The sequence below is a fragment of the Stenotrophomonas sp. STEN018 genome (genome assembly GCF_056760235.1).
The window spans coordinates 1-14052 of the sequence record NZ_JBRREK010000075.1 but is presented as its reverse complement, the minus strand read 5'-3'; the positions used below and the strand labels follow the sequence as shown (position 1 = coordinate 14052).

Sequence of the window (14052 nt, the reverse complement as noted above, 5' to 3'; positions counted from 1 at the left end):
CCCGCCGCCCCCCCCCCCGCGCCCCCCCCCCCCCCCCCCCGCCCCCCCCCCCCCCCCCCCCCCCCCCCCCCCCCCCCCCCCCCCCCCCCCCCCCCCCCCCCCCCCCCCCCCCCCCACTACAGGTGTAGCGCGCAGCGCACAAACAAAACCCCGCATCGTTGGATGCGGGGTTTTGTTTGTGCTGAAACAATCCTGGCTTCGCGACTTACGCCGCCTCCACAAGCGCAGGATTACACCGTCGCCGGCAGCAGGTGCTCCGGCTCGGACTCGGTGTCCACGATCAGCTCGCCGTCGCGGACGTCGATGCTGACCTTGCCGCCGTTCAACAACTTGCCGAACAGCAGTTCATCAGCCAACGGACGCTTCACCTTGTCCTGGATCACCCGGTACATCGGGCGCGCACCCATGTCGGCGTCGAAGCCATGATGGGCCAGCCATTCGCGTGCGGCCGGGGTGGCCGAAAGCGAAACGTGCTTGTCCTGCAGCAGCATCTCCAGTTCGATCAGGAACTTGTCCACTACCCGCAGGATGTGATCAAAGCCCAGCGGTTGGAACTGAACCACCGCATCCAGGCGATTGCGGAACTCCGGGGTGAAACTCTTGCGGATCACCTCCATCGCATCGGTTGCGTGGTCCTGCTTCAAAAAGCCGATCGAGCGCCGCGCCGCTTGGGTGGCACCGGCATTGGTGGTCATCACCAGGATCACGTTCTTGAAGTTGGCTTCGCGGCCATTGGTATCGGTGAGCACGCCACGATCCATGACCTGCAACAGGATGTTGAAGATGTCCGGGTGCGCCTTCTCCACCTCATCCAGCAGCAGCACGCAGTGCGGCGTCTTGACGATTTTCTCGGTCAGCAGACCGCCCTGGTCGAAACCGACGTAGCCCGGGGGCGCGCCGATCAGGCGACTGACCGAATGCGGCTCCATGTACTCGGACATATCGAACCGCACCAGCTCGATACCCAGCTGCAGGGCCAGCTGACGGGTCACCTCGGTCTTGCCCACGCCGGTCGGGCCGGCGAACAGGAAGTTACCGATCGGCTTGTCTGGACTGGCGAGGCCGGAACGCGACAGCTTGATCGCCGAAGCCAGCGACTCGATGCCCTGGTCCTGGCCGAAGATCACCATCTTCAGGTTGCGCTCCAGATGCTGCAGCACATCCTTGTCGGTCGCAGTGACCTGCTTGGCCGGGATCCGCGCCATCTTGGCAACGATGGTCTCGATTTCCTCGACGTCGATGCGCTCTTTGCGCTGCCCAGCCGGCAGCAGGCGCTGGCGCGCACCGGCCTCGTCGATGACGTCGATGGCCTTGTCCGGCAGCAGGCGGTCAGCAATGTGCTTGACCGACAGGTCCACCGCCGCCTGCAGGGCATCATCGGCATAGGTCACGCCGTGGTGCGCCTCGTACTTGGGACGCAGGCCCTTGAGGATCTCGTAGGTCTCACCAACGGTGGGCTCGACGATGTCGATCTTCTGGAAGCGACGCGCCAGGGCGCGGTCCTTCTCGAAGATGCCGCGGTATTCCTGGAAGGTGGTCGAGCCGATGCAGCGCAGCTCGCCCGAGGCCAGCGCCGGCTTGATCAGGTTGGACGCATCCATTGTGCCGCCCGACGCCGAGCCAGCGCCGATGATGGTGTGGATCTCGTCGATGAACAGCACCGAGTTGGGGATCTTCTTCAGCGCGGTGATCACGCCTTTCAGGCGCTTCTCAAAGTCACCGCGGTACTTCGTACCAGCCACCAGCGCACCCAGATCCAGCGAATAGATCACCGCATCGGCGAGCACGTCCGGCACCTCGCCATCGACGATGCGCTTGGCCAGGCCTTCGGCGATAGCGGTCTTGCCCACGCCGGCCTCACCGACATACAGCGGATTGTTCTTGCGACGACGGCACAGTACCTGGATCGTGCGCTCGATCTCATCGCGACGCCCAACCAGCGGATCGATCCGTCCGGCCTTGGCCTGCTCGTTGAGATTGCTGGCGAACTCGGTCAGCGAATCGCCCTTGCCCTCGCCATCACCGCCCTCGACCCTGCCCTCGCCCTCGAGCGGGGAAGACATCTCCGGGTCATCGCTACTCTTGCCCACGCCGTGGGACAGGTAGTTGACCACATCCAACCGGGTCACGTCCTGCTGGTTGAGGTAATAGACCGCGTGCGACTCTTTTTCGCCGAAGATTGCCACCAGCACGTTGGCACCGGTGACCTCTTTCTTGCCCGAGGACTGCACGTGGTACACCGCCCGCTGCAGCACCCGCTGGAAGCCCAGGGTGGGCTGGGTGTCGCGGCCGTCGTCCTCGGCCAGCAGCGAGACCGAGGCATTGATCGCCTTCTCGAGCTCGCGCCCCAGCCGCTCCAGGTCCGCGCCGCATGCCTTGAGCACCGCCTGCGCCGAAGCATTCTCCAACAACGCCAACAATAGATGTTCAACCGTCATGTACTCATGACGGGCTTCTCGGGCGCGCTTGTAGCACTGACCAATGGTCTGCTCGAGGTCTTTACTGAACATAAGGCACTCCGGTTGCGGTTGGAGACAATATGCGGCCTGGCAACGATTTTTCCAGCACCCTAATGACGAAGATGTAGACAACACGCCTGCAATCTCGCCAAATCGCCCGTACCCGTGAATCCTGCATTCAGTTTCGACGCAGGGACAGGGGCTTGGATCCGGATTGCGGGCATCAAGCGAAACGCATCGTTCCGCCAGCTCCGACTCCCGCGCCCCGCCACACCTGCAGTTTTACAGCAGACCAGCGGCCATTGCGGCCCTGATGCTGATAACCGTGCCGCATGGGCAAACAGCTGGGCGCATGGTCAGCGCCCAAGCCAGGTTCAGGCCCGCTCCATCGTGCACATCAGCGGGTGCTGGTTCATCCGCGAGAACTCATTGACCTGCGCAACCTTGGTCTCGGCAACTTCGCGGGTGTACACACCGCAGATGCCGCGGCCTCGGGTATGCACGTGCAGCATCACCTGGGTGGCCTTGTCCATGTCCATGGAGAAGAAGCTCTGCAGGACAGTCACCACGAAGTCCATCGGGGTGTAATCGTCGTTCAGCAGCATCACCTGGTACTGCGGCGGGGGCGCAACCTCGGGCTTGCCGGGGGCTACCAGCAGGCCGTGTTCGCTGTCGTGTTGGGTCTTCTGAGACATCCGTCGATTATAGCGGTTCCAGGTGGCAGTCTCTTGAGCATTGGACGCCGCCCCCCCTGCCCCCGCACAATTTGCAGGCTAACCAACCTTTCATTGGGGAAAACATGAAGAAGTCTGTACTCAGCATCGCCTTGCTGGCCTTGGCCACGGCTGCCGCCGGGAGCGCTTTTGCCGGTGAGCCGGACCGTGCGGTCGGCCGCGTCCTTGATACGCTCAAGTACAAGTACGAAGTGGACAGCGATGGCGACTACCAGCTGGTCTTTGAAATGGATGACGACCGTACCCAGCTGGTGTATGTACGCTCCAATGTTGAGACCTACGGCAGCCATCACGTCCGCGAAATCTGGTCGCCGGGCTACAAGTCTTCCGGCCCGCAGTTTCCGGCACTTGTTGCCAACCGCCTGCTGGAAGACTCCAACGATTCCAAGCTGGGCGGCTGGGTAAAGCAGGGCGAAATAGCGATGTTCGTGGTCAAGGTTGATGCCGATGCCAGCGCCGAGGTGATTTCCGACGCCATTGACGCTGCTGCCAAAAGCGCCGATGCAATCGAGCTGGAAATGACGTCCAAGGACGAGTACTGAGCGTGAGTGCATTGCAGTCCCAGCGATGGGCGCCACACGTGACCGTGGCAACCGTGGTCTCCCGCGCAGGGCAACTGCTGCTGGTAGAGGAAGAAAAGAACGGCCGGCGGGTATTGAACCAGCCGGCCGGCCATCTCGAGCCTGGCGAAAGCCTGCTCGAGGCGGCAGTGCGTGAAACCCGCGAAGAAACCGGCTGGGACGTGCACCTGACCGGCTTCATCGGCAGTTATCAGTGGACAGCTGCCGATGGCACGCCGTTCCTGCGCTTCGCCTTCGCCGCCGAACCGCTGCAGCACCACCCGGAGCAGGTGCTGGATACCGGCATCGTGCAGGCACTGTGGATGAGCCCGGTTGCCCTGCAGGCCGATATGGCGCGGCTGCGCAGCCCGCTGGTCTGGCATACGATTTCCGATTGGCTGGCCGGGCAGCGTTACCCGCTTTCGATCGTGCGACAGGTGGCACCGTGAGTAATCCCAATATCGTGGTGGGCGTTTCCGGCGGCGTGGATTCGTCGGTGGCTGCACTTACCCTGGTCCAGCAAGGCCTGGATGTCGCCGGTCTGTTCATGCAGAACTGGGCTGACGATGGCAGCGGCCATTGCCGAGCCGAAGATGACCGTCGCGACGCGGTGGCAGTCTGCGGGCGGCTCGACATTCCATTCCACTTCCGCGATTTCTCCAACGAATACTGGCAGGGTGTGTTCGAGCACTTCCTGGCCGAATATGCGGCCGGCCGCACCCCCAACCCGGACGTACTGTGCAACCGCGAGGTCAAGTTCAAGCACTTCCTGGACGCCGCCCGCGAACTGGGCGCCGAGCGCATCGCCACCGGCCACTATGCCCAGGTCGACCACTCCGGCGGTCGCTGGCGCCTGCTGCGCGGTGCTGATCGCGGCAAGGACCAGAGCTACTTCCTGCATCAGCTGGGCCAGACCCAGTTGGCGGCCACCCTGTTCCCGATCGGGCACATGGAAAAGAGCGAGCTGCGCCGCATCGCCCGCGAGGCTGGCCTGCCCACCCATGCCAAGAAAGACTCCACCGGCATCTGCTTCATCGGCGAACGCGATTTCCGTGAATTCCTTGGCCAGTACCTGCCGGCCCGCGAAGGTGAAATCCATGACCCCGATGGTCAGATAATCGCCCGTCACCCCGGCGTGTTCTATTTCACCCTGGGCCAGCGCGAAGGCCTGAACATCGGCGGCGTGCGCGGGCGCCCGGCGGCGCCGTGGTTCGTGGTCGGCAAGGACGTGGCGCGCAATATCCTGTACGTCGACCAGGGCCATGACAGCCCGTGGTTGCAGTCCAATTGGCTGCGCAGCGAAGCCATGCACTGGATTGCCGGCAATCCACCCGCCCGCGAGTTCGAGTGCACCGCGCAGACCCGCTACCGCCAACCGGACGAAGCCTGCACCGTGAAGGTGCGTGATGACGGTACGCTGGACGTGTATTTCGCACGCCCGCAACGTGCCGTCACCCCCGGCCAGTCGCTGGTGCTGTACGACGGCATGGAATGCCTTGGCGGCGCGGTGATCGCCGCCACCGATGCACCTTTGGAGCGCCGTTTGGCCGCCCCTGTTTCCCCTTGAGAGATGACCATGACTTTTTCCATCGATGACCGCGTACTTGCCTTGGCAGGCATTGCCCAGGCCTTGCAGCAGGTGCGCCGCATCGCAGAAACCGGCCATTCGGAGAGCGCCGTGGTGCGCACCGCAATGGACAGCGTGATGCGTATTGATGCCAGCTCGCCCGCCGCCGTATACGGCAGCGCCACCCAGGTTGAGCCTGGCCTGCGCCTGTTGCGCGACTACTTCCGCAATCAGGGCAAGGACGACCTGCTGCCGCGGCTTGCACTGTCGGTGATGCAGTTGGAACGCCGCTTCGTGCGCGAAGGCGCCACGGTCGACAAGGTGGAGGCCGGCATCGAGCGTGCCGCCAGCATCGCCCAGGACCGCGGCGACAGCTGCCACCCGGACGTGCTGAGTGCGATGGGCGCGCTGTACGCAGACACCATCAGCCAGCTCAAGCCGAAAATCATGGTGCAGGGCAACCCGCACTACCTGGGCCAGGCGATGGTGGTATCGGAGATCCGTGCGCTGCTGCTGGCAGCGGTGCGCTCGGCGGTGCTGTGGCGCCAGCTGGGCGGCGCTTACTGGGATTTCCTGTTCTCGCGCAAGGCCATGCTTGAAGCCATCGAGCGCCGCCTGCGCTGATTCTCAAGGCCCGTAATCGCACAGGTTACGGGCCTGCATCGCAAAACATCCCGGGATTCACGCCAGTGGGCTAAAGACCCCCTGCCCACTGCCGATACTGCATTCGTGACTCTCCCGAGAACGTCCATGTATTCACGTATTGCAATCCGTTTGGCAGCCCCGCTTGTCCTCACCCTTCTGGTTGTGGTCGCTGCCGCCCTGTCCTGGCCCTCTGCGGCCCTGTGGGCGATCCTGACCACCATGGTGTTGAGCTGGCTGGTATTTGCCTGGTGGAGCGTGCATTCGCAAACCCAGCGCTCGCCCGAGCACGCCAAGGTGTTGAAAGAGCAGGACCAGCTGCTCAATGAGCTGCGCAGCTTCGTCAGCAATGAAATCGACGGTTCGCGCAGCGAGATCGAGCGCGCCCGAGAGCTGATCCGGCAAGCGGTCGGCGGCCTCGGTGGCAGCTTTGATGCGATGAGCCGCAAGTCGCGCCAGCAGAGCCAGGCATTGGCCCGCATCGTTGACCGTGCCGGTGACGAGGGTGGCGGTGGCAATGGTGGTGTCGACGTGGCCCGCTTCGCCCAGAACGCCAGCCACCAGATGGAACAGCTGGTGGAAGCACTGGAACAGGTCAGCGGCCAGAGCAGCAACACCGTGCAGCACATCGACCAGATGGCGCAGCACCTGGACGGCATTTTCGCCCTGCTCGAAGACGTCAAGTCGATCGCCGACCAGACCAACCTGCTGGCCTTGAATGCGGCCATTGAAGCGGCGCGCGCCGGCGAAGCCGGTCGTGGCTTCGCGGTGGTGGCCGACGAAGTGCGCAATCTGTCCGAGCGCTCCACCACCTTCAACGAACAGATCCGCAAGCTGGCCCACAGCTCCAAGGACGCCATCGCCAAGGTGCGTGAAACCGTCACCCACATGGCCTCGCGCGACATGGACCGGTCACGCGAAGCGCGCCACGAAGCCGCTTCGATGCTGGACAGCGTGGCTGCCATCAATGCCTCGCTTGGCGACGGCATGCGTGAGATCTCCGAGTGTGGCCGCGCCATCGACGGCAGCGTCGCTGAAGCCGTGCGCGCCCTGCAGTTCGAAGACATCGCCACCCAGGCCCTGGGCGGCGTGCATACCCATCTTGACCGTCTTGGCGCAATCAACCGGGAGGCGGTCGCGCTGCAGGAACTGCTGCACCGTAACGGCGGCGTGTTCGATGGCGAGATGGTCAGCGCGTTGCAGCGCACCGGTAGCCGCCTGCGTGAAATGCGCGTGGAGTGGGAGCGCCCGCCGCACAAGCCGGTGTCCCAGCAGAGCATGGGCGCAGGCACGGTGGAGTTGTTCTGATTTCACCCCGCACCCGCTCTGCACCCGAGCCCCGGCCCCTGGCCGGGGCTTTGCTGTTGCTGCAACCGCACTGATATATGCTGACACCCCGCTCCACCGCCAACAGCAACGCTGAGCCAGCACCGCAGGCTGATGACGCCATGCCTCTTTCTACAGCCACCAACGGCATCTCCTTGAGCCGGCGCGAACAGCTCGCGCTGCTTGAACAGCGTGCACAGCAGGAGTTGCTGGAGTTGCGTGCATTGCGCGATCAAGCCCAGAGCCCCGGCCGCGCCGAGGACATCGATTGGCTGACAAGCTGCATCGACTGGGACCTGTCCGTTCCCTGATACACCTCTCGCGATGTGCCGCATATAGCCGGGCTACATGGATGCACGCACACTGCCTTTTTGTGGGAGCGGCGTCAGCCGCGAAGCAAAAGGCATCATCAGATGAAGGCCTGTCAGCATCGCCAGCTTCGCGGCTGATGCCGCTCCCACATGCAATGAACAACCTGGCCCCGGCCAGTGCAGAAGCAGCAGAGGGCTGATGTTCTGCGGCCTTTGCCGGGCCAAATGTCTTCACACATCGCAGCTCTTTTTGTAGGAGCGGCGTCAGCCGCGAAGCAAAGACAGCATCAGGTGAACGCCTGTATGTAACACCAGCTTCGCGGCTTACGCCGCTCCTACAGGCAAACAAAAGCCCGGCTGCAGGTCATGCAGCCAGGCTTTATTGTTCGCTTCTACAAGGATCAGTGGGTTGCGCTGATGGTCGTGATCGAACCCAGGTTCGGCAGCTCAAGCAACTCACCTGGGCCGCTACGCAACCACTGCACCATCTCGCGCGGCCGCAGCGGCCGTGAGAACAGATAGCCCTGCAGCTCATCGCAACCCTGCTGGATCAGCATCGCCGCTTCGGCTGGGGTCTCCACGCCTTCGGCTACTACCAGCATGCCCAGTGCATGCCCCAGATGCACGATGGCCTGGGTGACCTCGGCGGTGCCTGCATCGTGCAGCATGCCTTGCACGAAGCTACGGTCGATCTTCAGCCGTTGCACCGGGAAACGGTTCAGATAATGCAGGTTGGAGAAACCTGTACCGAAATCGTCCACGGCAAGCGGAATGCCATGCTGTTCGAAGACATCAAAACACTGGCGCAATGCATCGGTATCACGAATCAATGCCGACTCGGTCAACTCCAGCTCCAAGCGTTGCGCAGGCCAGCCGTATTGCTGGCAGATGCTGACAACGCGCTCGGCGAAGCCGCGATCACGCAGCTGCAACGCCGACACGTTGACTGCAATGCGCTCGAATTTCAGCCCGGCCTGCTGCCAGACCACGGCTTGCCGGCAGACTTCCTGCAGCACCCAATCGCCGATATGGATGATCTCGCCGCATTTCTCGGCAATCGGAATGAACTCGGCGGGGCTGCAGGAACCAATCCTGCCGCTGTTCCAGCGCAGCAGCGCTTCGATGGAGGGTGTTGCATCGCCATTGGCATGCACCAACGGCTGGTAGACCAGGCTGAATTCGTCGCGCTCGACCGCGCCATGCAGCGCATGTTCGATCTCGACCCGACGCTGGGTCCGTGCCAGCGCATCCTGGCTGTAATACTGGTAGGTGTTGCGACCAGCCTCTTTGGCAGCGTGCATGGCCGCATCGGCGGCACGCAACAGGCTGTCGAAGTCGTTGCGGCCCTCATCAAGCAGCGCGATACCCACGCTGGCGCCAACCTTCAAGGTGACATCCTCGCGGTAGAGAGGCTCGGCCAACGAAGCAATCAACTTGCGTGCCACATGCCCGGCGTCATCCGGCTCAACCAGGTTGCGCAGGATGACGATGAACTCGTCGCCATTGAAGCGGGCGAACAGATCGGCATTGCGCAGGTTCTGGTGCAGGCGCGCCGCAGCGGCTTTCAGCAACATGTCGCCGGTGGCATGACCAAAGGTATCGTTGATGCTCTTGAAGCCATCCAGATCAATGAACAGCATTGCGAGGACTGCACCGCGTTCGCGCGCCTCGATGATCGCTTCCGAACCCTGCTCACGCAGCAGCATGCGATTGGGCAAGCCAGTCAGCAGGTCATAGTGCGCCAACAGTTCCAGCCGCTCATCGGCTTCCCGTTCACGGGTGATATCGCGGAACAGCACCACGAAACGCTCCGGCAGGCCATCGCGTTGATCGAGCTCGATCAGTACCTGCACCCACACCCGTTGCCCGGAGGGGCGGTAGAAACACAGATCAAGCTGTTCTGGCAGCCCGCCCTGGGTGATACGCAGCAAGGCCGATTCAAAGTTGTCGCGCGAGTCCGGGATGTACAGCTCCAATGCCTGGTCCAGCGTGACCGGCGCCTTGCGCATACCATGGATGCGGTAGCATTCCTCGGTCCACTGCATTGCACGGGTACTGACCTCGATCTCGCAGCCGCCAATACGGCCCAGCGCGGACACCCGGTTCAGCAACTCGGTACGCCAGCGTATCAAGGCATCGGTACGGCGCTGATTGCTGATGTTCTGCACCTGCCCCAGCACCCGCTGCAGGCCTCCGGCGCCGTCGTAATCAAGTTCCACCCAGATGCGCAGCTGCTGCTGGGTCACCGGATCGCGGCCCCAGGTGATATCGAAACTGCCGCCTTTGGCCTCATCCAGCACGCGCCGCCAGCTGCAGAACAGATGTGTACGGGCATCGCTGGCAAGGTTGCGCAACCATTGTCGACCGGTCGGTAGAGCAGCATCGCTCCAGCCAATGGCGGCGGCGAACTCCTCGGACCATTGCACGCGCTTGCGCTGCGGCTCCCACACCCAGCTACCCATCCCTGCCACACGCTGGGCGCGGCGTAGCAACGCCTGTTGCGAGCGCAGCTCATCCTCCAGCGATTTCTGTTGCTGGATGTCGGTATAGGTGCCGACCATCCGCAAAGGTTGGCCGTCGCCGGCGCGGGTGACTACCTGACCGCGATCCAGCACCCAATGCCAGCTGCCGTCAGCCTGACGCAGGCGGAACTGACAGGCGAATGGAACCTGCGGATCATGCAGGTGCGCAGCAATGGCCTGACGCAGCTGCAGCTGGTCTTCCGGATGCACTTCATCCAACAGGCCGATGCCCGGCTGGGCAGCATTGGCGACATGCGCCGGACTGGTGCGGGTAACCGCATCGCTGACGATATCCCAGTCCCACAAACTGTGACCTGCCGATTCCATCGCCATGGCCCAGCGGGCATTGCGCGCCTCGGTATCGCTGGCCACGGAATACAGATAGCCCAGTGGTGCTGCCGAGGGTGACTGCACCACACTGAGCCAGCCGTCGAGCCGGTAGCGGTCCCCCGGCAGCGGACAGGCCACCGCCTCGTGCTGTTCCAGCTGCTGGCGGATGCCAGCCAGTTGCGGACAGTAACGTGACAGGCGTTCGGGCAGGCCCAGCTCCCTGGCCATGCCATTGGCGGCCAATGGTTGCCCGTCCGTGTCCAACAGCACGACGGCCGCGTTCAACGGATGACGAAGCAGGCTAGCTATGACGCCGCGATCCACGCGATCTATCTCCATGCCCGACAAACCGGGTACCCATTCGATAACGGCAGCAACTCGGCAGAATTGAGCACTTCGTCGTGCGCTCTGTGCACAAGCCGTTAAACTGGGGTGACGCTTGTCCGAAACCACCTCTCATCATGCAAGCCGATCAGGCATCTTCCGCTCCATCCGTGCCCGTCGCGCTCCTGCGGCGACGTGCATGCACGCTATGGCTGCTGGCTGTGGCCGGTTTTTTGGCGGCTGGCATGGCGGTATTGCTTGCAACGGACGCGAATTCAGCCGGCTGGCGGGCGCAAAGTGTGACGACGATCGCGGTGGTAATTTGTGCGACGCTCGTCCTGCTCTGGTGGCAGCTCTGGTCATTGAAACCCGCAGCCCGCTTCGGCCAGCAATTGCCTGTCGAATTCGAAGAGTTGGCGGCGCTGCTGCCTGACGGGGTACTGATTGCTGACGGCGATACAGTTTTCTATGCCAATCCAGCCGCAAGCAGCATTCTGGGCATTGGTGGCGGCCGCGGCGATACCACCGCACAGTTACTGGCCGGCCTGAGCGCACATGGCCCGCGGTCAAATAACAGCGAACTGCCGGTGCAACTATGCCGGATAGGCGGCGAGCCCTTTCACGCCATGGTGATCACCCAGCAACTGCAGCATCGCGGCAGGGCCCGCCAGCTCTTTGTGATACGCGACCTGAGTGAGCTGGAACACGGCCGGAGTGCGTTGGCCGCCAGCAACAGCGAACTGCAGGCCATGGCAGGGCGTTTGTTCTCCTTGCAGGAAGATGAGCGCCGCTCGATCTCGCGCGATCTGCACGACGATATCGGCCAAGCCATCACCGCGATGAAGCTGGCTGCCTGCGCCGCCCGCGATGAAGACGACAAGTCACGGCGGCAGGACGATATCGACCAGATTATCGAGCTTTCAGACAGCACGGTGATCAAACTGCGCAATCTGTCGATGCTGTTGCGGCCACCGCAACTCGATGCCCTTGGGCTGGAAGCAGCCTTGCGCTGGCAGGCCGGGCTGCTGTTCCGCTCCACCGATGTAGAGTTGCTGCTGGATGTGGACGCGCTGCCGCGCCGGCCCAGCAATGAGGTCGAACAGGCCTGCTTTCGGATTGCCCAGGAAAGCCTGACCAATGCATTGCGCCACGCCTGCGCCAGCCAGGTATCGCTGTCACTGCGTGACGGCAGTAATGGCGACCTGCACCTGCAGGTAGTGGACGATGGCGAAGGCTTTGATCCGGCGGGTCCACGCGGACTGGGCATGATCGTGATGCGCGAGCGCGCCCAGAGCGCCGGCGGCAGCCTGCATATCCAAACTGCACCGGGTGCCGGCACCCGTATTGATCTGCGTTTACCCTACGCAATGGACGCACAGTGACCCCCAAAGGACCCCGCCCGATGTGGAATGCCAGCCCCTCTTCGCTCGGTGATCGCGGCGACGCGCGCCCTGCCCGGCTGGGCGCCGGCAACCCGGAACTGGCCACCTTGGTGGATGCAGCCAACCGTACCGGCACTTCATTGATGCTGCTGCATCTGGACATCGACCATTTTGCCTCGGTCAACGAGAACATGAGTGCCGAGGTAGGTGATCAGGCCTTGATCCTGATCGCCGAGCGCCTGCGCGGCTTTCTTGGCGAGCGCGGCAAGCTGTGGCGGCACGGCAGCGATGAATTCCTGATCGCGGTGCCACGCAGCAGCCAAACCCCCGCCCCGGAAGAATTCGCCGAGCAGGTACGTCAGCAGATAGAGCTACCGTTGTCGGTACTGCCCTATACCCTGTTCCTGACCGCCAAGATCGGAGTCGGGCTCTGCCCTGAGCATTCCAACACCGCTACCGGGGTGCTGGATCTGGCCGAGGACGCCCTGCACCAGGCCGGTCGCGAAGGCGGCAATGCGGTGCATGTGCACGTGCTGCACAAACCCAGCAGTGCGCACAGCGAAAGCATCATCTCGCGGCAACTCGTGGATGCCATCGACAACGGCGAACTGCGCCTGCGCTACCAGCCCTTGGTCAGTGCCCGCGATGGCCATGTCATGGGCATGGAGGCGTTGCTGCGCTGGCAATCTCCTACCCTGGGCATGCTGGTCCCCGAGCGCTTCATGCGTACCGCCGAACGGCTCGGCATCATCGTGCAGATCGGCGCCTGGGTACTGGAAACCACCCTGCGCCAGGCCAAGGTCTGGCGTGACCAGGGCTTCGAAGATTTCAACGTGGCGGTCAATGTATCGACCCTGCAGCTGCTGCGCCCGAACTTCTTCACCGAGGTGATGGCGATGCTGCAGTCGATCGGCGTGCCGGCGCGCATGCTGACCTTGGAAATCAATGAAAGCGCGCTGACCAATAACGTCAACTTCGTCCACGAAACCCTGGCCAACCTGCGCAACGAAGGCATCAGCCTGTGCCTGGACAACTTCGGCACCGGTGATTCCAGCCTGAGCGCACTGGTCCGCTATCCGGTGGACAAGCTCAAGATCGATAGAAGCTTCATCAAGAGCGCACCCGCGGCAAACCGCGAGGCCGCGATCAGCCGCGCCATCATCGCCATGGGCCACCAGTTGGGGATGACGGTGATTGCCAACGGCGTGGAGTCGCAGGCCCAGCTCGGCTTCCTGCGCCGCAATGACTGCGATGTGTTCCAGGGCTATCTGTTCGGCGAGCCGATGTCGGCCGACGCCGCCGGCATGACCTTGCGCCGACGCTACCTGCGACCGGAAGCGTTTGCCGAGACCCGCCCTGACCGCACCTTGTTGCTGCTGGACGACGAGGAGAACGTGCTGCGCTCATTGGTGCGCCTGTTCCGTCGCGATGGCTACCGGATCCTTGCCGCCGGCAATGTGCGCGACGCCTTCGATCTGCTGGCGATCAATGACGTACAGGTGATCCTGTCCGATCAGCGCATGAGTGATATGAGCGGCACCGAGTTCCTGGGCCGGGTAAAGATGTTGTACCCGGACACGATCCGTCTGGTTTTGTCAGGCTATACCGACCTGAACACCGTCACCGACGCGATCAACCGCGGCGCCATCTATCGGTTCCTGACCAAGCCATGGAATGACGACGACCTGCGCGAACACATCCGCCAGGCCTTCCGCACTCATGATGAAAAACAGGGTGTGGGGGCTTCGTAAGCCCCGGCCAGACCTTCCAGCTTTTTTGTGGGGGCGGGGGGGGGCGCGCCGCCCCACGGGGGGGAAGGGGCCCGGGAGTAGCGGGAAAATCAGCCGACCGCACAGGCACCCCCAGTGGGGGGTATATTGGGTTTGGGGGCCATG

Annotated in this window: 10 protein-coding genes and 1 pseudogene; 8 read left to right on the top strand and 3 right to left on the bottom strand. The window is 63.2% G+C overall.

Going from position 1 to position 14052, the window contains the following annotated elements:
• Positions 1 to 230: 230 nt before the first annotated feature.
• Both clpA and clpS read right to left on the bottom strand, forming a co-directional pair.
• The gene (gene clpA / locus ACVOMB_RS19185; protein ID WP_481532650.1) at positions 231 to 2510 is read right to left on the bottom strand and encodes an ATP-dependent Clp protease ATP-binding subunit ClpA; all 2280 of its coding nucleotides are present in this window, start codon (positions 2508 to 2510) and stop codon (positions 231 to 233) included.
• 323 nt (positions 2511 to 2833) lie between these two features.
• A complete protein-coding gene (gene clpS, locus ACVOMB_RS19180; RefSeq protein WP_282272346.1) occupies positions 2834 to 3154 on the bottom strand; it encodes an ATP-dependent Clp protease adapter ClpS in 321 nt (106 codons plus the stop codon).
• Between the two features lie 104 nt (positions 3155 to 3258).
• Between clpS and ACVOMB_RS19175 the strand changes: the two genes are divergently transcribed.
• The 6 genes from ACVOMB_RS19175 (at position 3259) to ACVOMB_RS19150 (ending at position 7599) form a co-directional block, all read left to right on the top strand.
• Positions 3259 to 3735 (top strand): type III secretion system chaperone family protein, encoded by a 477-nt coding sequence (locus ACVOMB_RS19175; RefSeq protein ID WP_481532649.1) that lies wholly within the window; start codon positions 3259 to 3261, stop codon positions 3733 to 3735.
• Between the two features lie 2 nt (positions 3736 to 3737).
• Positions 3738 to 4202: an NUDIX hydrolase gene (locus tag ACVOMB_RS19170; RefSeq protein ID WP_481532648.1), complete on the top strand. Its 465-nt coding sequence runs from the start codon at positions 3738 to 3740 to the stop codon at positions 4200 to 4202.
• Positions 4199 to 5320 (top strand): tRNA 2-thiouridine(34) synthase MnmA, encoded by a 1122-nt coding sequence (gene mnmA, locus ACVOMB_RS19165; RefSeq protein WP_481532647.1) that lies wholly within the window; start codon positions 4199 to 4201, stop codon positions 5318 to 5320. Before ACVOMB_RS19170 ends, mnmA begins: the two co-directional genes overlap by 4 nt.
• Before the next feature lie 9 nt (positions 5321 to 5329).
• The gene (gene hflD / locus ACVOMB_RS19160) at positions 5330 to 5944 is read left to right on the top strand and encodes a high frequency lysogenization protein HflD (RefSeq protein ID WP_481532646.1); all 615 of its coding nucleotides are present in this window, start codon (positions 5330 to 5332) and stop codon (positions 5942 to 5944) included.
• 126 nt (positions 5945 to 6070) lie between these two features.
• A complete protein-coding gene (locus ACVOMB_RS19155) occupies positions 6071 to 7270 on the top strand; it encodes a methyl-accepting chemotaxis protein (protein ID WP_481532645.1) in 1200 nt (399 codons plus the stop codon).
• A 77-nt stretch (positions 7271 to 7347) separates the two neighbouring features.
• The gene (locus ACVOMB_RS19150; RefSeq protein ID WP_481532644.1) at positions 7348 to 7599 is read left to right on the top strand and encodes a hypothetical protein; all 252 of its coding nucleotides are present in this window, start codon (positions 7348 to 7350) and stop codon (positions 7597 to 7599) included.
• 401 nt (positions 7600 to 8000) lie between these two features.
• Here the strand turns inward: ACVOMB_RS19150 and ACVOMB_RS19145 are convergent, their stop codons facing one another.
• Positions 8001 to 10775, bottom strand: a complete 2775-nt coding sequence (locus ACVOMB_RS19145) for a bifunctional diguanylate cyclase/phosphodiesterase (protein ID WP_481532651.1) — start codon at positions 10773 to 10775, stop codon at positions 8001 to 8003.
• A 401-nt stretch (positions 10776 to 11176) separates the two neighbouring features.
• Here ACVOMB_RS19145 and ACVOMB_RS19140 point away from each other — a divergent pair.
• Both ACVOMB_RS19140 and ACVOMB_RS19135 read left to right on the top strand, forming a co-directional pair.
• Positions 11177 to 12157: pseudogene (locus ACVOMB_RS19140) on the top strand (sensor histidine kinase); the annotation flags it as partial.
• Positions 12158 to 12177: 20 nt separating this feature from the next.
• Complete coding sequence (locus tag ACVOMB_RS19135) at positions 12178 to 13908, top strand: EAL domain-containing protein (protein ID WP_481532643.1); 1731 nt, start codon at positions 12178 to 12180, stop codon at positions 13906 to 13908.
• The last annotated feature ends 144 nt before the right edge of the window (positions 13909 to 14052 follow it).